The organism is Cryobacterium sp. TMT2-17-1 (assembly GCF_004402765.1).
In the GTDB taxonomy this organism is placed as follows: domain Bacteria; phylum Actinomycetota; class Actinomycetes; order Actinomycetales; family Microbacteriaceae; genus Cryobacterium; species Cryobacterium sandaracinum.
In genome coordinates this window covers 60,637-82,191 of record NZ_SOGC01000040.1, presented here as the reverse complement: position 1 = coordinate 82,191, position 21,555 = coordinate 60,637, and the positions used below count along the sequence as shown (strand labels likewise).

The 21,555-nt window shown below is 68.3% G+C and carries 19 protein-coding genes and 1 pseudogene; 18 read left to right on the top strand and 2 right to left on the bottom strand.

Annotated elements, in window-relative coordinates:
• The first annotated feature begins 2 nt into the window (after nucleotides 1–2).
• The 5 genes and pseudogenes from aroC to E3O47_RS11810 all read left to right on the top strand — a co-directional run bounded on the left by aroC (nucleotide 3) and on the right by E3O47_RS11810 (nucleotide 6,227).
• Complete coding sequence (gene aroC / locus E3O47_RS11830; protein WP_104171053.1) at nucleotides 3–1,208, top strand: chorismate synthase; 1,206 nt, start codon at nucleotides 3–5, stop codon at nucleotides 1,206–1,208.
• Nucleotides 1,209–1,226: 18 nt separating this feature from the next.
• Nucleotides 1,227–1,742 (top strand): shikimate kinase, encoded by a 516-nt coding sequence (locus tag E3O47_RS11825; RefSeq protein ID WP_174720172.1) that lies wholly within the window; start codon nucleotides 1,227–1,229, stop codon nucleotides 1,740–1,742.
• Entirely contained in the window at nucleotides 1,739–2,845 is a 1,107-nt protein-coding gene (aroB, locus tag E3O47_RS11820) for a 3-dehydroquinate synthase (RefSeq protein WP_104100503.1), read from the top strand. Before E3O47_RS11825 ends, aroB begins: the two co-directional genes overlap by 4 nt.
• Nucleotides 2,846–4,164: 1,319 nt before the next feature.
• Nucleotides 4,165–5,133: pseudogene (locus E3O47_RS16600) on the top strand (aldehyde dehydrogenase family protein); the annotation flags it as partial.
• Between the two features lie 593 nt (nucleotides 5,134–5,726).
• Nucleotides 5,727–6,227 (top strand): histidine phosphatase family protein, encoded by a 501-nt coding sequence (locus E3O47_RS11810; protein ID WP_134420611.1) that lies wholly within the window; start codon nucleotides 5,727–5,729, stop codon nucleotides 6,225–6,227.
• Between the two features lie 455 nt (nucleotides 6,228–6,682).
• Here the strand turns inward: E3O47_RS11810 and lepB are convergent, their stop codons facing one another.
• A complete protein-coding gene (gene lepB / locus E3O47_RS11805; protein ID WP_134400847.1) occupies nucleotides 6,683–7,417 on the bottom strand; it encodes a signal peptidase I in 735 nt (244 codons plus the stop codon).
• Between the two features lie 128 nt (nucleotides 7,418–7,545).
• Complete coding sequence (locus E3O47_RS16030; protein ID WP_166785386.1) at nucleotides 7,546–7,722, bottom strand: DUF1508 domain-containing protein; 177 nt, start codon at nucleotides 7,720–7,722, stop codon at nucleotides 7,546–7,548.
• A 185-nt stretch (nucleotides 7,723–7,907) separates the two neighbouring features.
• Here E3O47_RS16030 and cyoE point away from each other — a divergent pair, with 185 nt between their 5' ends.
• The 13 genes from cyoE (at nucleotide 7,908) to gmk (ending at nucleotide 21,536) form a co-directional block, all read left to right on the top strand.
• Nucleotides 7,908–8,858: a heme o synthase gene (cyoE, locus tag E3O47_RS11795; protein WP_166784712.1), complete on the top strand. Its 951-nt coding sequence runs from the start codon at nucleotides 7,908–7,910 to the stop codon at nucleotides 8,856–8,858.
• Between the two features lie 46 nt (nucleotides 8,859–8,904).
• Nucleotides 8,905–9,354: a type II 3-dehydroquinate dehydratase gene (locus tag E3O47_RS11790; RefSeq protein WP_104100508.1), complete on the top strand. Its 450-nt coding sequence runs from the start codon at nucleotides 8,905–8,907 to the stop codon at nucleotides 9,352–9,354.
• Between the two features lie 110 nt (nucleotides 9,355–9,464).
• Complete coding sequence (efp, locus tag E3O47_RS11785) at nucleotides 9,465–10,025, top strand: elongation factor P (protein WP_104100509.1); 561 nt, start codon at nucleotides 9,465–9,467, stop codon at nucleotides 10,023–10,025.
• A complete protein-coding gene (gene nusB / locus E3O47_RS11780) occupies nucleotides 10,025–10,444 on the top strand; it encodes a transcription antitermination factor NusB (RefSeq protein ID WP_104100510.1) in 420 nt (139 codons plus the stop codon). Before efp ends, nusB begins: the two co-directional genes overlap by 1 nt.
• A gap of 24 nt (nucleotides 10,445–10,468) precedes the next feature.
• Entirely contained in the window at nucleotides 10,469–11,458 is a 990-nt protein-coding gene (locus tag E3O47_RS11775) for a DUF4190 domain-containing protein (protein ID WP_134420605.1), read from the top strand.
• Between the two features lie 397 nt (nucleotides 11,459–11,855).
• Nucleotides 11,856–12,422, top strand: a complete 567-nt coding sequence (gene pyrR / locus E3O47_RS11770; RefSeq protein ID WP_134371539.1) for a bifunctional pyr operon transcriptional regulator/uracil phosphoribosyltransferase PyrR — start codon at nucleotides 11,856–11,858, stop codon at nucleotides 12,420–12,422.
• A complete protein-coding gene (locus tag E3O47_RS11765) occupies nucleotides 12,422–13,372 on the top strand; it encodes an aspartate carbamoyltransferase catalytic subunit (protein ID WP_104171013.1) in 951 nt (316 codons plus the stop codon). The genes pyrR and E3O47_RS11765 overlap by 1 nt, the downstream gene beginning before the upstream one ends.
• Nucleotides 13,373–14,722: a dihydroorotase gene (locus E3O47_RS11760; RefSeq protein WP_134420603.1), complete on the top strand. Its 1,350-nt coding sequence runs from the start codon at nucleotides 13,373–13,375 to the stop codon at nucleotides 14,720–14,722.
• Nucleotides 14,715–15,248, top strand: coding sequence for a hypothetical protein (locus tag E3O47_RS11755; protein ID WP_104194880.1), 534 nt, complete (start codon nucleotides 14,715–14,717; stop codon nucleotides 15,246–15,248). The genes E3O47_RS11760 and E3O47_RS11755 overlap by 8 nt, the downstream gene beginning before the upstream one ends.
• Nucleotide 15,249: 1 nt before the next feature.
• The gene (gene carA / locus E3O47_RS11750; protein WP_233191353.1) at nucleotides 15,250–16,425 is read left to right on the top strand and encodes a glutamine-hydrolyzing carbamoyl-phosphate synthase small subunit; all 1,176 of its coding nucleotides are present in this window, start codon (nucleotides 15,250–15,252) and stop codon (nucleotides 16,423–16,425) included.
• Entirely contained in the window at nucleotides 16,425–19,712 is a 3,288-nt protein-coding gene (carB, locus tag E3O47_RS11745; protein ID WP_104100517.1) for a carbamoyl-phosphate synthase large subunit, read from the top strand. Before carA ends, carB begins: the two co-directional genes overlap by 1 nt.
• Entirely contained in the window at nucleotides 19,709–20,623 is a 915-nt protein-coding gene (gene pyrF / locus E3O47_RS11740) for an orotidine-5'-phosphate decarboxylase (protein WP_198418030.1), read from the top strand. The genes carB and pyrF overlap by 4 nt, the downstream gene beginning before the upstream one ends.
• Nucleotides 20,616–21,536 carry a guanylate kinase gene (gmk, locus tag E3O47_RS11735; RefSeq protein ID WP_134342458.1) on the top strand — a complete coding sequence of 307 codons (921 nt, stop codon included), beginning with the start codon at nucleotides 20,616–20,618 and terminating at the stop codon, nucleotides 21,534–21,536. Before pyrF ends, gmk begins: the two co-directional genes overlap by 8 nt.
• Nucleotides 21,537–21,555: the final 19 nt, after the last annotated feature.

Sequence of the window (21,555 nt, the reverse complement as noted above, 5' to 3'; positions counted from 1 at the left end):
TCATGCTTCGTTGGCTCACCGCCGGAGAGTCCCACGGCCCCGAACTCATCGCCATTGTCGAGGGTTTGCCCGCTGGAATCCCGGTTACTCTAGATGCGATCCGCCTCGACTTGGCACGCCGCAAACTCGGCTACGGCCGAGGCGCGCGCCAGAAGTTCGAGCAGGACGAACTGAACATCTCGGGCGGCGTGCGCCACGGCCTCACCATGGGCGGACCGGTTGCCCTGCGGATCGGCAACACTGAATGGCCCAAGTGGGCCGAGGTGATGAGTCCCGCACCGGTGGAGACCACGTCCGCGCGCGGACGCGGCGCCCCCCTGACCCGTCCCCGGCCCGGCCACGCCGATCTGGTCGGCATGCAGAAGTACGGCTTCGGCGAGGCCCGCCCGGTACTGGAGCGCGCCAGCGCCCGGGAGACCGCGGCACGCGTCGCGCTCGGCGCCGTCGCCCGGTCGTTCCTGGCCGAGCTCGGCATCACCCTGGTCAGCCACACCCTGTCGATCGGGCCGGTTCGCGTGCCCGTCGACGCCCCGCTACCGCTACCCGGCGACGTCGACGCCCTCGACGCCGACCCGCTGCGCTGCTTCGACGCCGTCACCTCCGCCCGGATGGTGGCCGAGGTCGACCTGGCCCACAAGGAGGGCGACACCCTCGGCGGGGTCGTCGAGGTGCTGGCCTACAACCTTCCTCCCGGACTCGGTTCGTTCGTGCACTGGGATCGCCGCCTCGATTCGCAGCTGGCGGCCGCGCTGATGGGCATCCAGGCCATCAAGGGGGTCGAGGTCGGGGACGGTTTCCTGACCACCACCCGGCGCGGCTCGGAGGCGCACGACGAGCTTGTGCAGGCCGACGGTCGCATCCAGCGGGTCAGCGACCGGGCCGGCGGCACCGAAGGCGGCATGAGCACCGGAACCGTGTTGCGCGTGCGCGCCGGCATGAAGCCCATCTCCACGATCCCGCGCGCCCTCCGCACGGTTGACGTGGCCACGAGCGAGGCTGCCCCCGCGCACCACCAGCGGTCGGATGTCTGTGCCGTGCCGGCCGCCGGCGTGGTCGCGGAAGCCATGGTCGCTCTGGTGCTGGCCAACTCGGTCCTGGAGAAGTTCGGTGGTGACTCCATCGTGGAGACGCGCCGCAACCTGGATTCCTACCTGGCCGGAATGCCGGCGAATCTCCAGACGGGCGCGTCCAGCGACGCTTCCCTTTAGAGGCGCCGGAGAATCACAATGGCCGCGCCGACGCATCCGATCCTGCCCCTCGTCTTCATCGGTCCCATGGCCGCCGGCAAGACCAAGATCGGCCGGAAAGTGGCGAAGTCCCTCGATGTGCCGTTCATCGACACCGACCACCGGATCGTCGCCCTGCACGGGCCGATCACGGACCTCTTCGGGCAGCACGGTGAAGAGCACTTCCGGGTGCTCGAACGCCAGGCCGTGGTGCAGGCCCTCACCGAGCAGGCCGTGGTCTCGCTCGGCGGGGGAGCCGTGCTCGACGAGGAGACTCAGGCCGACCTTGCTGAGTGCTCCGTGGTGTACCTGAGCGTGTCTGCTCGAGCCGTCGGGGCCCGGATCGGCGGGGCGAAACGGCCGCTGCTCACGGGCGGAATCGCCGATTGGAAGCGCATCTACGCCCTCCGGCGCCCGATCTATGAGGCGCTGGCCGGCATCCGTTTCGACACCTCGCACCGTCCCCTGGGCGCCATCGCTGATGACGTCGTGAAATGGACCAAGAAAAGATCATGACCGGAGCACCTGTGCCTGATTCCACCGAGCCCGCCACCACCGTTATCACGGTTGCCGGCGCCGACAGCTACCCCGTTCTGATCGGTCGCGGCCTCGTCGACGACGTCGTCGAACAGCTCGGCCCGAAGGTGGCGAAGGTGCTCATCGTGCACACCTCACACCTGGGCGCCCGCGCCGTCGCCCTGCGCGAGAGCCTGCTCGGCAGATTCGAGGTGCTGATCGCCGAGGTGCCCGACGCCGAGGCTGCCAAGCGCGTCGAGGTGGCCGCGTTCTGCTGGCAGGTCATGGGTCAGGCCGACTTCAGTCGTACGGATGCCGTGATCGGCTTCGGCGGCGGCGCCGTCACCGACCTGGCCGGCTTCGTCGCCGCGACCTGGCTCCGTGGCGTGCGCCTGGTGCAGATCCCGACCAGCGTGCTCGGCATGGTCGACGCCGCCGTCGGCGGCAAGAACGGCATCAACACCGCCGAGGGCAAGAACCTTGTCGGCACCTTCTACGCGCCCGCCGCCGTCATCTGCGATTTGGACGTGCTCGACGACCTGCCGCGTAACGAGATCCTGGCCGGCTTCGCCGAGATCGTGAAGGCCGGGTTCATCCAGCTGCCCGAGATCCTGGACATCGTCGAAGCGGATGTCACGGCCGTCACCGACCCGCACACCCCGCAGTTCCGGCGCGTGCTCGAACTCGCGATCGGGATGAAGGCCCGGGTCGTGGGGGAAGACTTCAGGGAGTCCGGTCTGCGTGAGATTCTGAACTACGGGCACACCCTCGGCCACGCCGTCGAGCACGCCGAACGCTATGGCTGGCGGCACGGGGCGGCCGTTGCCGTCGGCATGATGTTCGCGGCGGAGGTCGCCCGGCTGAGCGGCCGGCTCTCGGACGAGGCCGTCGACCGGCACCGTCGCATCCTCGAATCGCTCACCCTGCCCACCACCTATCCGGTCGGCCGCTGGAGCACCCTGCTCGCCACCATGCAGCGCGACAAGAAGACCCGCAGCGGCATGCTGCGATTCATCGTGCTCGACGACATCGGGAAGCCGACCGTGCTCGAAGGACCGGACTCGTCGTTGTTGTTCGCCGCCTACCAGGAGATCGGCTCCTAACCATTCGCGCCGCATCCGTGGGCCCAGACTGATTCCCAGACCGGCGCAGCCGGTCGCCGCTGACCGAAGCTGTTCGGAGGCTTCAGGACGAGTCCGTGGATCGTCCGTGCGGCCGGCGAGAGCGGAGGCGGAGACTTCGCGGACCTGACGGCGGCCCAGGAGGCGGCAGTCACGGAACGGTTCGTCGGTCCGGGCGTGCGCAAGCTGGTGCAGGAGTCCTGGCAACGGTCGCTCGCCCTCAGCCTTGATTCGCTGAGGCTCGTTCACTAACACGAACTCAGCTCCGACGAGCTGCGCGACCGGCATCCGCTGGCCGCCGTGCTCCCGGTCGTGCACAACCTGCTCATCCGGCACGCCTTTCACTCCGGCCTGATCGTGGCCATCGGTGACGAGTTCGGTCGCCCGCTCTGGATCGACGGTGACCGAACCGTGCGGAGTAAGACGGAGGGGATGCTGTTCGTCGAGGGGTCGGACTGGTCCGAGCGCCGGGTCGGCACGAGCGCGCCGGGCACGGCCCTGGCCCTCGATCACGGAATCCAGATTCAGCGGGCCGAGTATTTCAACCAGTTGGCGCATCCGTGGAGTTGCACGGCCGTGCGCATCCCCGACCCGCATTCCGGCTCCATCCTCGGCGTCATCGACATCACGGGCGGCGACGAGGCGGTGGCCCCGCAGACTCTCCCGCTCGTGGCGGCGGCCGTCGCGGCCCTGGAAGCGGAACTGCGCATCCAACGACCGGCTCTCGCTGCTGCTCACCGACCAAACCAACGCGGTCGACAACCTGCGTGCCGAGATGGTGCGGCTGCGCGGGGTGCTGTAGCAGACCAGCCCCCGTGGCGGCATCGCCTCCCGGCCCTACCGGCTCGAGACATCCGTCGAACTGGACGCCCAGCGCGTGCTGGCATCCCTGGAGCCCGGCACGCACCGGGTGGCGTTGGGGGCCTACCGGGGGCCCGTGCTACCGAGCTCGACCGCGCCGGGAATCGTCCAGATCCGCGCCGGGATCTCTGCGCGACTGCGGCAGGCCATGCTCAGCGACGCGTCCGCCGAACTCCTGCTGGAGTACGCCCGCACCGACGAGGCGACCTACGACGCTGAGGTCTGGCGCGCGTGCCTCGAACTGCTGCCGGCGCGGTCGCCGAAGCGGGCATCCGTGGTCGCCCGGTTGAACCGGATCGCGGACGAGTTGCGCCGCGACGGCTCCGCGGCCCCGCCCGCAATATCCCGCAACGCTGAAGCAACGTTCTCCTTCCTCGGATCAAGGTCCAGGTCCGCGTCCCGCGGTTCCACACCGACGACGTCGTCGACGAGGAGACATCATGACCGTCTATTCCAACCCCGGAACACCGGGCGCCCTCGTCACCTTCAAGCCCCGCTACGAGAACTGGATCGGCGGCGAGTGGGTCAAGCCCGTCAGGGGCCAGCACTTCGAAGACATCTCACCCGTCAACCGGAAGCCGTTCGCCGAGGTGGCCCGCGGCACCGCGGAGGATATCGAACTGGCCCAGGACGCCGCGCATAGTGCAGCGCCGGTGTGGGGCAAGACCTCGTCGACCGAGCGCGCGGCCGTGCTCAAGAAGATCGCCGACATCATCGGTGCGAACCTCGACCTGCTCTCGGTCGACGAGACCTGGGAGAACGGCAAGCCGGTGCGCGAGACGTTGAACGCGGATATCCCGCTCTGTTCCGACGACTTCCGCTATTTCGCTGCCGCCATCCGCGCCTAGGATGGCGACCACGCCGAGCTGGGCGGCGACATGGTCTCCGACCAGTTCCACGAGCCGCTCGGCGTCGTCGGGCAGATCATCCCGTGGGACTTCCCACTCCTGATGGCCGTCTGGAAGCTGGCCCCGGCCCTGGCCGCCGGCAACGCGATCGTGCTGAAGCCGGCCGATCAGACCCCGGTGTCGATCCTCGTGCTGAACGAACTGATCGGCGATGTGCTGCCGACGGGAGGGCTCAACGTCGTCAACGGTTTCGGCATCGAGGCCGGCAAGCCGCTCGCGTCGTCCAACCGTATCCGCAAGATCGCGTTCATGGGAGAGACCTCGACCGGGCGTCGGATCATGCAGTACGCGAGCTCCAATATCATCCCGTCGACCATGAAGCTCGGCAGAAAGAGCCCCAACATCTTCTTCGGCGACGTCGCCCAAGAGAAGGATGCGTTCTACGACAAGGCCCTGGAAGGGTTCGTGCTCTTCGCGTTCAACCAGGGCGAGGTGTGCACCGCGCCCAGCCGGGCGGTGCTGCAGAAGCCGATCTACGATGACTCCCTGAGCGACGCCGTCGAGTTCACTCTCCTCCACCGCTCCCTCCCGAGCCCGGCCCTGTGGACGGGGACCGCGACGGATGTCCGCGCGTCCAGTCTGGGTGGCATGACAACCCCTCTGCGCGTCGAAGACGCTGCCCCAGTGACCACGACCGAGCAGGCGCGAGACCGGGTGGCCGACCTCGTCGGCCACGCGATTAGCCGCCAGCTCTGGTTCATGCTGCTCGACGCCTGCGGGCGGCAGATTCCCCTGCTGATTCCCGTCGACGACATCCCGCTCCGTCCGAAACCCGGCGGTGCCGCCGTCATGGCCGCGGCGGTCGGTCGGCTCTTGTCCGAGCACGGCCCGTGCGGCAGCGTCATCCTCACCCTCGAGCGACCGGGCACCGCGGCGCTGACCGCGCCCGACCAGGCCTGGGCCCGGGAACTCGCCGAATCCTTCGGCAAAGTGGTGCGCATCACGGGCATGTTCGTCGCCCACGACGAGGGCGTCTGCGAACTCCCGGCCACCGTCGTGGATGCAGTGGCAGACTGACAGGATGATGATCAGCGGTGAGCGATTGGAAAGTGTCAACGTCTGTGTTGCCGGCCGGGTGGGCGCGGGGCCGGGCGATGCCTGAACGCACCCTGATCCTGTTGCGGCACGCCAAGTCGGACTGGGCGGGCGGCCAGGCCGACGTCGACCGGCCGCTGGCAAAACGTGGGGTACGGCAGGCGCCGCTCACCGGAGCGTGGCTGTCCCACAGCGGCTACCGCATCGATCTCGCGGTCGTGTCACCGGCGGAGCGCGCGCGGGCCACCTGGGACCTCGTGGCGGCCGAGTTCGAGAGCACTCCGCCGATCCGTGTCGAACATGCGGTGTATGCCACCTCGGCCGGCGAACTGCAGAGCATTGTTCGGGCGCTGCCGGGCACCATGCACACCGTCGTCCTGGTGGGCCACAATCCCGGCCTCGAGGATCTGGCCACCGCTCTCGCCGGCACGACCGTGTCCCTGCCGACCTCGGCTTTCGCCGTGATCGGCTGGGAGGGTCCCTGGTCGTCCGCCGGAGAGTCCCCGGCGGCCCTCCTGGCCCAGGGCCGGCCGCCCAGGGTGAACGCGCCTCCTCGCTAGCGGCGCAGGGCTGCCTGAACGCGCCGAGAAAGAGGACGACCGCGGAGGCAACCGATCCCGTGGTCAGGCCGCGGGGCACGCCACGACGTTCCAGGGCGTTGCGGAGCGTCGGGAAGCGCTGGGGAGCGCGCCAACGGATGCCGGTGCTCTCGCGCCGGGAGGCACTCGAGGGTGCCAGCGCTGGCATCTGCTTTTGACTCGTCGTCTCGTCGTATCCGGCTTGTGCGACTCTGGCCAGAGGGCGCTTTTTCGCCGACGTAGTCCCACGCAGCGCGGCCGAATGGAACGAACGAATTCGACGGAGATTTTGCGCAATCTGGCACGGTTTGGCCGGTTTGGGACGCGTGGGGCCAAAATCTCCGTCGAATTCGCCCGAGACTGGGGGTCTGGTATTGGGGCGGGGGCGGGGGCGGGGGCGGGAACGGGATCGGCGGGGGCGGTGTCGGGGCGGCGGGTCAGCCGCCGAGCCAGGACCAGTGGCTGAGCGGCCAGTTGATCACGAACGCCCGGCCGACCACATGGGAGACGGGCACGAATCCGTTGCCGGGTGTGTCTGTGTGCAGCCGGCTGTCCGCCGAGTTGTAACGGTTGTCGCCCTCGACCCAGAGACCGCCGGCCGGCACGGTCACGGAAAAGTCGTACTCCGACGTTCGGATGGCCCCGGGCGGCAGCTTGAGGTAGGGCTCGGTGATCGGCTCGCCGTTGACGGTGGTGCTGCCCGCCGCGTCGCAACAGGCCACATCGTCGCCGGGGAGGCCGATGACGCGTTTCACGAGGTGGTCATCGGAATCCGGAACCCGGAGGCCGGCCTCAGCGGCGAGCCACTGGATGCCGTCGACAACGGTGTTCCCTGCCTCGATCGGGGCCGGAGCGACCGGACCGAGCCATCCGCCGGGATCCCTGAAAACGACGATGTCGCCGCGATCGATGTCGACGACGTCGGGGACGAGCTCGTTCACGATAATGCGGTCGTCGATCTGCAGGGTGTCCTGCATCGATCCGGTCGGGATGTAGAACGTGCGGATCAGGAAGGCCTCGGTCAGAAACGAGACGACCAGGGCGCTGGCCAGGATGACGAGGAGGTTTCGGAGGACGCGACGCCTCCGTGGTGTGCGGGCGTTGGCGCTACCGGACGCAGATCCTCGCCAGGCGGCGCGGGGCCGACGACCCGCGCTTTCGTGGTCTGTCAATTTCTCCCCTGACGTGACGCGTGGTGGGCCAATTCGACCGATGCAGGGCGACTGCAAGGCCAGGGTGAGTAGAACGCGGTTGCACCCCTGTCGCCACGGGGATGACGGTTCGGAGACAGGCGCTGGCCTCAGTGCGTGGGGCGGCTGCGTGGGCTGACGTTGAAGCGCAGAGAGTCAACCATTTTCCGGGCCTCGTCCTCCGTGCAATAGGTCTCCGGCGACGGGATGCTCTGCCCGTTGTCCGCGGAGAAACAGAATCGGTAGCGGCCCGACTGGTCCCGATAGATGGTGAATCTTCCGGCCATGTCACACCCTTGTTCTTGGCCTGGCGCCGACCAAACGACCGGCTTCGACACCCTACCGCCCTGGATCAGCGCCGGATAGAGGCGCCGCGACGCGCGCCAGTGTGATGTCGGCCGGCACGGGTCGTGCACAGATTCGGCGGCATATGATTGATCACGACCGACGACCCGATGGGACCCCTTACCGCATGACTGCGCGCGTACCATTCTTCGTTCGCAATCGGGTGGACGGCACCGACGGGGCTCTCGCCGGCCGGGCCGACGGCACGGGCATCCGTGACACGGTCACGCTGTACTACTCCCTGACCAAACCCGGCGTTCTCTACGGCAACGCGTTGACAGCCGCGGCGGGCTTTCTACTCGCGGCCCGGGGCCAGGTGGATCTTTTCCTGTTTGCGGCTCTCTGCCTGGGCACCACGCTCGTGATTGCTTCGGCCACCGTGCTCAACAACGTACTCGACCGCGACATCGACACGGTGATGGAACGCACGAAGAAGCGGGCCACGGTCACCGGCCGCATCGGCGTGCGGAACGCGGTCACCTTCTCAAGCCTGCTGTTCGTTTTCGGCATGGCGACGCTCATCGCCTGGACGAACTGGCTCGTCGTCGCCGTCGGCCTGGTCGGCTTCCTCGTCTATGTCGTGCTCTACGGCATGCTGTCCAAGCGCATGTCGATCCACGGCACCCTGGTCGGCAGCGTCTCGGGCGCAGCGCCCATTCTGGCCGGCTACGTCGCCGTCACCGGCGCCATCGACATCGCAGCCGTGCTCGCCTTCCTGGCCGTGTTCCTCTGGCAGATGCCCGAGTTCTACTCCATCGCCATCTACCGCCACGACGAATACGCCCGTGCCGGCGTGCCCGTCATTTCCGTGGTGCGGGGCGTCCCGAACACCACAGTTCAGATCCTCGTCTACACGGTCGGATTCGTTGTCTCCACGCTCCTCTTGTCGGTATTCGGCTACGTGGGCTACGTCTATACGGCGGTCATGGGCGTGCTCGGCGCTTACTGGATCTGGCTGGGTGTCATCGGCCTGCGCGCCGCCGATCCCGCCGCCTGGGCCAGGCGGATGTTCCGCTACTCGCTGGTGATGATCCTGGTGTACTGCGTGATGATCTCGGTCGGGCCGATCCTGCCCTGATCCTGCCCTGGCCTTCGGCGCCCGCGTACTCCCTTAGGCTGTGGGAATGAGTACAGTTCTCGTTCTGAACGGCCCGAACCTGGGGCGGCTCGGCAGTCGCGAACCCGACGTTTACGGGTCGGCCGATCTCGATCAGCTGCGCGCGATGCTGACGCGGGCCGCCCCGGCGGGGACGACGGTCGACGTGCGCCAGACGGATGACGAGGCCGAGCTCATCCACTGGCTGTACGAGGCCGTCGACGAGCGCATCCCCGTCATCCTGAACCCGGCGGCGTTCACGCACTACAGCTACGCGCTGCGGGATGCCGCCGCTCTCGTGACGAAGGCCGGCGTCACCCTGGTCGAGGTGCACCTGTCCAACCCGCACGCCCGGGAAACGTTCCGCCACACGAGCGTCGTCAGCGCCGTGGCCACCGGGGTGATCGCCGGGTTCGGCTTCGATTCCTACCGTCTGGCCCTGGACTTCATCGCGAGGTCGGTGCCGGCAACCGCCTGACCGGCCGGGTCTCGCGCCTTTGGTGCGCGGGCTGCGGGCAACTACACTCGATGATGGCCGATTCGGCCGCGCACCTTTCTAATTGAACCCAGTGAACGGAACACATTTTCATGGCATCAACCGCCGATATCCGGAATGGCGTCGTGCTCAACATCGATGGCCAGCTGTGGGCAGTCACCGATTTCCAGCACGTCAAGCCGGGCAAGGGCGGCGCCTTCGTCCGCACCAAGCTGAAGAACGTCGTGACGGGCAAGACCGTCGACCGCACCTTCAACGCCGGCGCCAAGATCGAGACCGAGAACGTCGACCGCCAGGACTTCCAGTACCTGTACGCGGACGGCGACTCCTACGTCTTCATGGACGTGTCCGATTTCGATCAGCTGCACGTTCCGGCCGTCGTTGTGGGCGACGCCGTCAACTTCATGCTCGAGAACCAGAACGTGACGATCGCCCTGCACAACGGCAACCCCCTCTACGTCGAGCTGCCGGCCTCCGTCGTTCTCGAAATCACCTACACCGAGCCGGGCCTTCAGGGCGACCGCTCAACCGGCGGCACCAAGCCCGCCACCGTCGAAACGGGCTTCCAGATCCAGGTTCCCCTGTTCCTCGAGCAGGGCACCCGAGTCAAGGTCGACACCCGCACCGGGGACTACCTGGGCCGCGTCAACTAGTGAGCGCTCGGACCAAGGCGCGCAAGCGTGCGATCGACATCCTGTATGCCGCAGACGTGCGGCAGAGCACCATCCCGGAGTCGCTCGCCCTCGAGGCGCAGCGCGCTGCGAGCGAGCCGGCCCGGATGGCCTCCTGGCTCTACGCCCGGGACATCATCGACGGCGTCGTGGATCACCGCGAGGAGATCGACGAACTCATCGAGACGTACTCGCAGGGCTGGACGCTGGCTCGCATGCCCGTCCTCGACCGCGCCATCCTGCGCATCGGCATCTGGGAGATCCTCTTCAACGACGCCGTCCCGCACGCTGTCGCCATCGACGAGGCGGTCGAGGCCGCCAAAATCCTGTCGACGGATGACTCGGCCGGATTCGTGAACGGACTCCTCGGGCGCATCGCCCAGACCGCACCATCCGCGTAATCCGTTCTGCCAGGGGGGGAACGCATGACCAACACCGAGCCCGCCCCGCCCCGCGCCCCGGAGCCGTATCCGCCCGCCTACGGACAGTCGCCCTTCCCGGCGGCGCCGAAGACGAACACACTGGCGATCATCTCCCTGGTGTCGGCGTTCTTCGTGTCCCTGGCGGCCGTGATCACCGGGCACCTCGCCCTGGGGCAGATCAGGCGCACCCATGAGGGCGGCCGAGGTCTGGCGATCACCGGGCTCGTTCTCGGCTACGTGGGCATCGCCGCCACCACCCTGGCGCTCGTGATCGCCCTCGTCGTCACCGCGACCGTGATTCCGCTCATCGCGGCGGCCGTGAACGGAGCCGTGGGCGACCAGCCGTGGAGTTCGTCCACGAGCGAGCCGCAGGCGGATGAGGCGAACGGGGATGCGTCGCAGGAAGCCCTGCCCACCGGCACCGTCGGTGCGGCCCACTTCGACGACGGCTACCTGTCGGTCGGCACCGGCGCCGCGCTCGTCGACGTCTACTTCGACCCGATGTGCCCGTACTGCCGGCAGTTCGAGGAGACGAACGGCGGCGAGCTGGCTGCCTTCGCCTCTGACGGGACCATCACCCTGCGGCTGCACTCGCTCACTTTCCTCGACCGGGTCTCGCAGGGAACGTCCTACTCGACCAGGGCATCCGCCGCGCTTACCTGCCAGGCCACCCTCAACCCGGAGAACCTGCTCGCCTACCAGGCGGCCCTGTTTGCGAACCAGCCCGCCGAGAACACCGTGGGGCTCGGCGATCCGGAGCTTGCGGCCCTCGTCGACAACCCCGTCGACATCGACGACTGCCTCGCGGCCGGCGAGTACCAGGCCTGGTCCCGGGCCAACACCGAGCAAGCCCTGAACGGCGTGATTGCGGATGCCGAGATCACCCGGATCCGGGGCACGCCGACCGTGCTCGTCAACGGCAGGGTCTACGACGGCGGACTGACCGACCCGGCGGAATTCCTGGACTTCCTCAGCAGCAACTCGGTCGGCTGAGCTCAGCCGCGAAGGTCTCAGGTGGAGACCGTGATGCCGGCAACGGTGCCGGCGATGAAGGATGGCCAGGCCGGGCGCATAGGGGTGGTCCCTGCAGCTGCAGGATGACGTCGAGGTCCGTGAATGCCCAACGCTGGCTGCTGACGGCCGGGGCGCTCACCTCGGACGCGGACGGGGATGGGCCCGGGGACCTCTCGATGTTCTTCTCGCTGCCATGGGGCGACATGGCGTCGTCCTCCCTCGCCTGGGGCCGGCAACCAATCAAGGTCGGCAGCCACTTCGGCGCCCCTGGGGGGCGGTTAGGCCCAGCACGAGGGAGCCCGCGTCGGGTGCTAGTGTAAAACCCGGAAATGACATCCTTTAACAGCCGTCCGGTGAGGCGGGGAAGGAGGTCGGGTTGATGGCACGCACCGTGTTGAACCAGGCTGATATCGCTCGAGCGTTGACTCGGATCTCCCACGAGATCCTGGAGTCCAATCGAGGCGCCGAGAACCTTGTGATCCTCGGCATCCCCACTCGCGGGGTCGTTCTGGCCCGGCGCATCGCCGAGACCATCGCGCGCATCGAGCCCACGGCGACGGATGTCCGGGTCGGCTCCCTCGACGTCACCATGTACCGCGATGACCTCGGCCACACCCGCACCCGCACGCCGACCCGCACCCTGGTGCCCGGCAGCGTCGACGGCGTCACGGTGGTGCTCGTTGACGATGTGCTCTACTCGGGCCGCACCATCCGCGCCGCCCTCGACGCACTCGGCGACCACGGGCGGCCGACCGTCGTGCGCCTGGCCGTGCTCGTGGACCGCGGCCACCGCGAACTGCCGATCCGGGCCGACTTCGTGGGCAAGAACCTGCCCAGCTCCACCGCGGAACGCATCAACCTGCACCTGCTCGAGGTCGACGGCGACGAGTTCGTCAGCATCGACGGCGGACCCCTCGAAGGCGCTGACGAGGGGGTCGCGTGATGAGGCACCTCCTCTCGACCAAGGGCATGAGTCGCGACGAGGCGATCCTGCTGCTCGACATCGCCGAGGACATGGCTGATGTCGCCAACCGCGAGGTGAAGAAGCTGCCCACCCTGCGCGGCAAGACCGTGGTCAACCTGTTCTTCGAGGATTCGACGCGGACCCGGATCTCCTTCGAGGCCGCCGCGAAACGGCTGAGCGCGGACGTGATCAACTTCAGCGCCAAGGGCTCGAGCGTGTCGAAGGGCGAAAGCCTCAAGGACACCGCTCAAACCCTCGCCGCGATGGGTGCCGACGGGGTCGTCATCCGCCATCCGGCCTCCGGGGCACCCCACGTGCTGGCCGAAAGCGGCTGGATCGACGCCGGCATCATCAACGCGGGCGACGGCACCCATGAGCATCCGACCCAGGCGCTGCTGGACGCGTTCACCATCCGTCGTCGGCTGCACCAGGGTGCCGCGCGCGGTCGGGGCCTGGACGGCGTCACGGTCACCATCGTCGGTGACATCCTGCACTCCCGGGTGGCCCGCTCGAACCTCTGGCTGCTCACCACGCTCGGCGCGCACGTGAGCCTGATCGCTCCGCCCACCCTGCTGCCGATGGACATGAGCGGTTGGCCGGCCGAGTCGGGCTTCGACCTGGACGCGGCCATCGACGCCGGGCCCGACGTGGTGATGATGCTGCGCATCCAGCAGGAACGCATGGACGCCGCTTTCTTCCCGAACAGCCGCGAGTACTCGCGCCGCTGGGGCCTGGACGATGAGCGCTTCGGCCGTCTGGCCCCGACTACCATTGTGATGCACCCCGGCCCCATGAATCGCGGCTTGGAAATATCTTCAGCGGCGGCCGATTCGGCCGGCTCAACCGTGCGCGAACAGGTCGCAAACGGGGTTTCAGTGCGGATGGCGGCACTGTACCTGCTGTTGTCCGGCGATCGGGAGGATTCATAGATGTCCAGCGACAGCGCGGCCAGCACGCCGTACCTGATTCGAGGTGCGACACTCGCGGACGGCACCCGCGCTGACCTTGTCCTCGCCGACGGCAAGATTGTGGAGATCGGTTCCGGGCTTTCTGGTGCCGGCGCAACCGTCGTCGACGCGGCCGGCCTGATCGCTCTGCCCGGCCTGGTCGACCTGCACACGCACCTGCGCGAACCGGGCTTCGAACAGAGTGAAACCATCCTGACCGGCAGTCAGGCCGCGGCCGTGGGCGGCTTCACCAGCGTGTTTGCGATGGCCAACACCTCGCCCGTGCAGGACACCGCCGGCGTCGTCGACCAGGTTCTCGCCCTCGGTGAGCGCGCCGGCTATGTCACCGTGCAGCCGATCGGCGCCGTCACCGTCGGGCTTGCGGGGGAGCGCCTGGCCGAACTGGGCGCCATGGCCACCAGTCGTGCCCGGGTTCGGGTCTTCTCCGACGACGGCTTCTGCGTCTCCGACCCGCTGTTGATGCGCCGGGCCCTCGAGTACGTGAAGGCGTTCGACGGCGTTGTCGCCCAGCACTCCCAGGAACCGCGCCTGACCGAGAAGGCGCAGATGAACGAGGGGGCACTCTCAAGCGAACTCGGGATGGTCGGCTGGCCCGCGGTCGCCGAGGAGTCGATCATCGCCCGCGATGTGCTGCTCGCCGAGCACGTCGGGTCGCGTCTGCACGTGTGCCACGTGTCGACGGCCGGCTCGGTCGACGTCATCCGCTGGGCCAAGGCCCGCGGCATCCAGGTGACCGCCGAGGCCACCCCGCACCACCTGCTGCTCACCGAGGACTTGGTCGTCGGCTACGACGCCCGGTTCAAAGTCAACCCGCCGCTCCGCCGCCGCGAAGACGTCGAAGCCCTGCGCGCCGGCCTCGCCGACGGCACCATCGACATCGTCGCCACCGACCACGCCCCGCACCCGGTCGAGGCGAAGGACTGCGAGTGGGACGCCGCGGCGAACGGCATGGTCGGCCTCGAATCCGCCCTCTCCGTGGTGCACGCGGCCGTCGTCAACACCGGGCTGCTCGACTGGACGGACATCGCTCGCGTGCTTTCCAGCAGCCCCGCCCGGATCGGCCGGCTCGCCGGCCAGGGCCAGGGTCTGCTCGTCGGGGCTCCCGCCGAGCTCACCCTCTACGATCCCGCCGCGAGCCGCGTCTTCGAGCGCGGCAACCTGGCCGGCAGGAGCGCCAACTCGCCCTACCTGGCGATGACCCTGCCGGGTCGGGTGCTGGCCACATTCCACCGGGGCTACGCCACGGTTCTGGACGGTGCGCTGCGGCCCGCCGACGAGATCGCGGCACTCGAGGAGCGAACCCATGGCTAGGACCATCGCCACCGTCATCACCGTCGCCGTGCTGCTTGGCCTGCTCGGCCTCATGCTGCGCAGCTGGCGGGGCCGCAGCCGCCGGGACGCCGCCCTGCCGGCCGGCTACCCGCTGCCCGTCGACGCGGCACTAGAGCTGGCCTCCGCCGCCGTGTTCTACGTCGCCACGACCCTCCGCGCCCAGCCGCTCGAACGCCTGAACATCCCTGGCCTGGGTTTCCGGGCCCGGGCCCGCCTGACCGTGACCGACGCGGGTCTGATCCTGGCCCTGGCCGGCGAGGAGGCGGTGTTCATCCCTGCCTCGGCCATCGCCGTGCTGGAAGACGCCACCGTGGCAATCGACCGCGCCGTCGAGACCGACGGCCTGCTGCTGCTCGGCTGGCGGCTGCCCGGCGCCGACAGACAGATCGTCGACAGCTATTTCCGAATCCTTGACCCATCCGACCGCGTCAGCGTGAACGACGCCATTCGAACCATTGCGGCCGACGCCCGGCGCCCGGCCGCGCGCGATGAAAGCGAGGCGTAGCGTGAGCAACGCAACGACCCCCGACCGACCGACTCCTGCCGTGCTCGTACTCGAGGACGGCCGCCGCTACGAAGGCCGTTCCTACGGCAGCGTGGGGCAGACCCTCGGCGAGATCGTCTTCGCCACCGGCATGACCGGCTACCAGGAGACCCTCACCGACCCGTCCTACGCCGGGCAGATCGTGCTGATGACGGCGCCGCACATCGGCAACACGGGTGCCAACGACGAGGACATGGAATCCCGCCGCATCTGGGTCTCCGGCTTCGTCGTGCGCGAGCCTGCCCGCATGGCCTCCAACTTCCGGTCCACCCGCAGCCTCGATGACGACCTGACGGGCGGGGGAGTGGTCGGGATCAGCGGTGTCGACACGCGTGCGATCACCCGTCACATCCGCTCGTCCGGGGCCATGAAGAGCGGGATCTTCTCCGGCGACCGTTTCGGCCTCTCCGATGGCGAGCAGCTCGAGCTGGTGCGTGCCGGCGCCGGCATGCGTGGCCGCAACCTGTCCGATGAGGTCTCCACGGTCGAACCGTTCTCGGTGCCCGCGCAGGGCGAGCGCATCGGCTCGGTCGCCGTGCTCGACCTCGGGGTCAAGACCTCCACCCTGGGCCACCTCGCCGCGCGCGGCTTCGAGGTGCTGGTGCTGCCCCAGTCGGTCACCGCCGAGCACGTGCTGTCCCTCACCCCGTCGGCCCTGTTCTTCTCCAACGGCCCCGGCGACCCGGCAGCCTCCGACCTACACGTGAACCTCCTACAGGAGGTGCTGCGAGCCGGTGTGCCCTACTTCGGGATCTGCTTCGGCAACCAGCTGCTCGGCCGCGCCCTCGGCTTCCGCACCTACAAGCTGCCCTTCGGGCACCGGGGAATCAACCAGCCCGTGCTCGACAAGACCACCGGCCGGGTGGAAATCACCTCGCAGAACCACGGGTTCGCCGTGGACATGCCCATCGAGGGAGTGCATGAGTCCCGCACCGGCTTCGGCCGGGTGGAGGTGAGCCACTACAGCCTCAACGACCAGGTGGTCGAGGGCATCCGCTGCCTCGATATCCCCGCTTTCTCGGTGCAGTACCACCCGGAGTCGGCGGCCGGCCCACACGACGCCGAGTACCTTTTCGATCGGTTCAGGGATGTGGTGGTCGCGCATCGTGCGGCCACCGGAGCAGGAGACGCCAAGTAATGCCCAAGCGCGACGACATCAACAGCGTTCTCGTCATCGGATCGGGTCCGATCGTGATCGGCCAGGCCTGCGAGTTCGACTATTCCGGAACTCAGGCCTGCCGGGTGCTGCGGGCCGAGGGGGTCAGGGTCATCCTGGTCAACTCCAACCCGGCCACGATCATGACCGACCCCGACTTCGCCGACGCCACCTACATCGAGCCGATCACCCCGGAGATCCTCGAGACGATCATCGCCAAGGAACGCCCCGACGCGATTCTGCCGACCCTCGGCGGGCAGACAGCGCTGAACGCCGCCATCCAGCTTCACGAGCGCGGCATCCTGGCCAGGTACGACGTCGAACTCATCGGTGCCTCCTTCGACGCCATCCAGAAGGGTGAGGACCGCCAGATCTTCAAGCAACTGGTGCTGGACACGGGCGCCGGCGTCGCCCGGTCCTACATCGCCCACACGGTCGAGGAGGCCGTCGGCTTCGCCGAGGACCTCGGCTACCCGCTCGTCGTGCGCCCCTCCTTCACCATGGGCGGCCTCGGCTCCGGCTTCGCCTACACCGAGCCGGAACTGCGCCGCATCGTCGGCGACGGGCTGCACCAGAGCCCCACCAGCGAGGTCCTGCTCGAGGAATCCATCCTCGGCTGGAAGGAATTCGAGCTCGAGATGATGCGCGACACGGCCGACAACACGGTCGTCGTGTGCTCGATCGAGAACGTCGACCCGGTCGGCGTACACACCGGCGACTCGATCACCGTCGCCCCGGCGCTGACCCTGACCGACCGTGAGTACCAGAAGTTGCGCGACATCAGCATCGACATCATCCGCGCCGTGGGAGTGGACACCGGCGGCTGCAACATCCAGTTCGCGATCAACCCGGCCGACGGTCGCATCATCGTGATCGAGATGAACCCACGCGTGTCCCGCTCCTCCGCCCTGGCGAGCAAGGCGACGGGCTTCCCGATCGCCAAAATCGCCGCGAAGCTCGCGCTCGGATACCGGCTCGACGAGATCCCGAACGACATCACCGGTGTCACCCCGGCCAGCTTTGAACCCACCCTCGACTACGTCGTGGTCAAGGTGCCCCGGTTCGCGTTCGAGAAGTTTCCCGCCGCCGACCAGCGTCTGACCACCACCATGAAGTCCGTGGGCGAGGCGATGGCCATCGGCCGCAGTTACGCCTCCGCGCTGCAGAAGGCGCTCCGCTCGCTCGAGAAGCGCGGTTCGTCGTTCCACTGGGGAGCCGAGACCCGCACGGTCGACGAGTTGCTCACGGTCGCCGAAGTACCCACCGACGGCCGGATCGTCACCGTGCAGCAGGCGCTCCGCAAGGGTGCCACCACCGAGCAGGTTTTCGACGCCACCAAGATCGACCCGTGGTTCATCGACCAGATCGTGCTGATCAACGAGATCGCGGACGAGATCGCCGCCGCCGAGCGCCTCGACACAGACATCCTCCGCACCGCCAAAGACCACGGCTTCTCCGACGCCCAGATCGGCGAGCTTCGCGGCTTCGGCGAAGCGGATGTGCGCACGGTGCGCCACATCCTCGGCGTGCGCCCGGTCTTCAAGACCGTCGACACGTGCGCGGGGGAGTTCCCCGCACTCACGCCGTACCACTACTCCAGCTACGACCAGGAGACCGAGGTCGTGCCCAGTGACCGCAAAAAGGTCGTCATCATCGGCTCCGGCCCGAACCGCATCGGCCAGGGCGTCGAGTTCGACTACTCCTGCGTGCACGCCTCGTTTGCCCTCTCCGAGGCTGGCTACGAGACCATCATGATCAACTGCAACCCGGAGACGGTCTCGACCGACTACGACACCTCCGACCGGCTCTACTTCGAGCCGCTCACCCTCGAGGACGTGCTCGAGGTCATTCACGCAGAAAGCCAGAGCGGCGAGCTCGTCGGCGTGGTCGTGCAGCTGGGAGGCCAGACCGCGCTCGGCCTCGCCAAGGGCCTCGAGGCCGAGGGCATCCCGATACTCGGCACCACCCCGGAGGCCATCGACCTGGCGGAGGAGCGCGGACTTTTCTCCGGCATCCTCGACCAGGCCGGCCTGCTCGCCCCCCGCAACGGCGTCGCCACCGACTACGCCGGCGCTGTGGTCGTTGCCGAGGAGATCGGCTATCCCGTGCTCGTGCGCCCGAGCTACGTGCTCGGCGGCCGCGGCATGGAGATCGTCTACGACTCCGCAGCGTTGGCCGACTACTTCAACCGGATGGCCGGACAGGGCATCATCGGCCCGTCGCATCCGCTGCTCGTGGACCGGTTTCTCGACGACGCCATCGAGATCGACGTGGACGCCATCTACGACGGCACCGAGCTCTACATCGGCGGCGTGATGGAGCATATCGAGGAGGCCGGGATCCACTCCGGCGACTCGAGCTGCACCCTGCCTCCGGTCACCCTCGGCCGTGCGGAGATCGACCGCGTGCGCGAGGCGACGCTGGGCATCGCCCGCGGCATCGGCGTGCGCGGCCTGCTCAACGTGCAGTTCGCGATCGGCGCCGGCGTGCTCTACGTGCTCGAAGCGAACCCGCGCGCCTCGCGTACGGTACCGTTCGTGGCCAAGGCCCTTGGCATCACCTTGGCCAAGGCCGCCGCGCTGATCATGGTCGGCAAGACCATCGCCGAACTCAAGGCCGAGGGCAAGCTACCTCTGATCGACGGCTCGCGGGTGCCGATGGATGCTCCGGTCGCCGTGAAGGAAGCCGTGCTGCCGTTCAACCGGTTCCGCACGCCCGAGGGTCTCGTCGTGGACTCCGTGCTCGGCCCGGAGATGCGCTCAACCGGTGAGGTCATGGGCATCGACCGCGACTTCCCGCGGGCCTTCGCCAAGAGCCAGCTCGCCGCCTACGGCGGAATCCCGCTCACCGGCACCGTGTTCGTGTCGGTCTCCGACCGGGACAAGCGCGCGATCATCCTGCCCATGCTGCGCCTCCAGCAGCTCGGCTACTCGATCACCGCCACGGAGGGGACCGCCGAAGTTCTGCAACGCAACGGCATCCGCGCCGCCATCGTCACCAAGTTCAGTGAGAAGGCCGACGAGGCGGACGTGTCGATCGTGGAACTGATCCGCCGCGAAGAGGTGCAGATCGTCATCAACACCCCCGGCGGTCGCACCGCCCGAGCCGACGGCTACGAGATCCGCGCGGCCGCGGTCGCCGCGGACCTGCCGCTGTTCACCACCATCGCCGAGTTGAGCGCCGCAGTGGCCTCGATCGACGCGATTCGCGGCGGCTTCGAGGTGACCTCGCTGCAGGACTACGCCCTCACCCGGACGGCGGCCCTGTGAGCCGCGCGCACGAACAGGACGGGTCGACCGCAGCGGTCGGCCCGGCCGCACCGGCCGCCTTCGGCGACCGGCTGGGTGATGTCTTCTCGGTCCGGGGACAAGTCTGCGTCGGCATCGACCCGCACACCTGGCTCCTGATCGACTGGGGTCTGCCGGACACGGCCGCCGGGGCGGAGTCTTTCGGCCGCCAGGTCGTGGCCGCCGCTGCCGGCCAGGTCGGCCTGGTGAAGCCCCAGGTGGCCTTCTACGAGCGTTTCGGCTCCGCCGGGTACCTCGCCCTGGAACGGGTGCTGGCGGATGCCCGCGCCGCCGGACTGCTCACGATCGCGGACGTCAAGCGCGGCGACCTCGGTACCAGCGTGGAGGCGTACGGCCAGGCCTGGCTGAGCGAGGAGTCCCCCCTGGAGGTCGACGCCATCACCGTGAACGCGTATATGGGCGTCGGGTCGCTGGAACCGGTGTTCCGCCTTGCAGCCCAGACCGGCAAGGGGATCTTTGTGCTGGCCGCCACCTCGAACCCCGAGGCGGCGGCGCTTCAGCGGGCCGTGATCGCCGAGGGGAATCAGACCGGCCAAAGCGTCGCCCAATCCGTCTTCGGCGCTGTGACCGAGCGGAATGCCCGGTCCGGGGCTTCCTCTCTCGGCTCGGTCGGGGTGGTGCTCGGCGCCACACTGGACCTGGCCACGTTCGGACTGGACCTCTCCGTGGCGCCCGCCCGCGGTCTCACCCCCATCCTCGCTCCCGGCTTCGGCCACCAGGGCGCGCAGGTCGCCGATCTGAAGAACTTGTACGGGGGGTACGCGGAAGGCGTTATCGTGAGTGAATCGCGCAGCGTTCTAGAGGTCGGCCCCGACCGAATCAAACAAGCGATTGCGCGCCGAGTAGTTGAAGCAGGAGCTGCCCGTGGCTGAGAATCGCCCCACCCCACCCGACGTCGATCGGGTTGCCGCCTCGCGCGCCGCCGTGGCGGCTCGCCGCGCACGCGCCGCAGTTAAAAGCCAGATTGCGCAGGGAAAACGTAGCGCGCTCGACGTGTTGTCCGCCGCGACCGAGAGCCCGGACGGCGTCGAAGGGCGCCTGCGGGTGACCGAGTTCCTGATCAGCATTCCGGCGATCGGCGTCACCAAGATGCACCGAATCATGGGGCGGCTTGAGATCTCGCCGTCGAAGCGATTGGGGGGGCTGGGCAAGCACCAACGCGATCGGTTGCGAGATTTTCTCACCACGCGCACCGTCGCGAGGCGCGGCGATTCCTCCGCGAAGCTTGTCGTGCTGGCCGGTCCCACCGCGGTCGGCAAGGGAACCGTCGCGGCGCACATCCGTCAGCATCACCCGGGCGTGCACCTGTCGGTGTCGGCCACGACCCGGGCACCTCGCCCAGGCGAGACCGCGGGCGTGAGCTACTTCTTCGTCGACGACGCCGAATTCGACCGGATGGTCGCGGCCGGCGACCTGCTCGAGTGGGCGACCGTGCACAACGCGCACCGCTACGGCACCCCGCGGGGTCCAGTCACGGAGGCCTTGAACGAGGGTCACAGCGTGCTCCTCGAGATCGACATCCAAGGAGCCCGGGCCGTTCGCCGGGCCATGCCGGAGGCCAGACTGGTCTTCCTGCTTCCGCCGAGCTGGGACGAACTGGTGCGCCGGCTGATCGGCCGGGACACCGAGGCGCCCGCCGAACAGGCCCGCCGGCTCGAGACGGCCAAACTCGAATTGGCCGCCCAGGGGGAGTTCGATTATCGGGTCGTAAACCACGACGTGGGCGAAGCGGCGCGCGAGGTCGTAGACTTGATGAATCTGCGTACGGCGCCGTTGCTGCCGTAGCGCCCGTTTTCCGTGATTC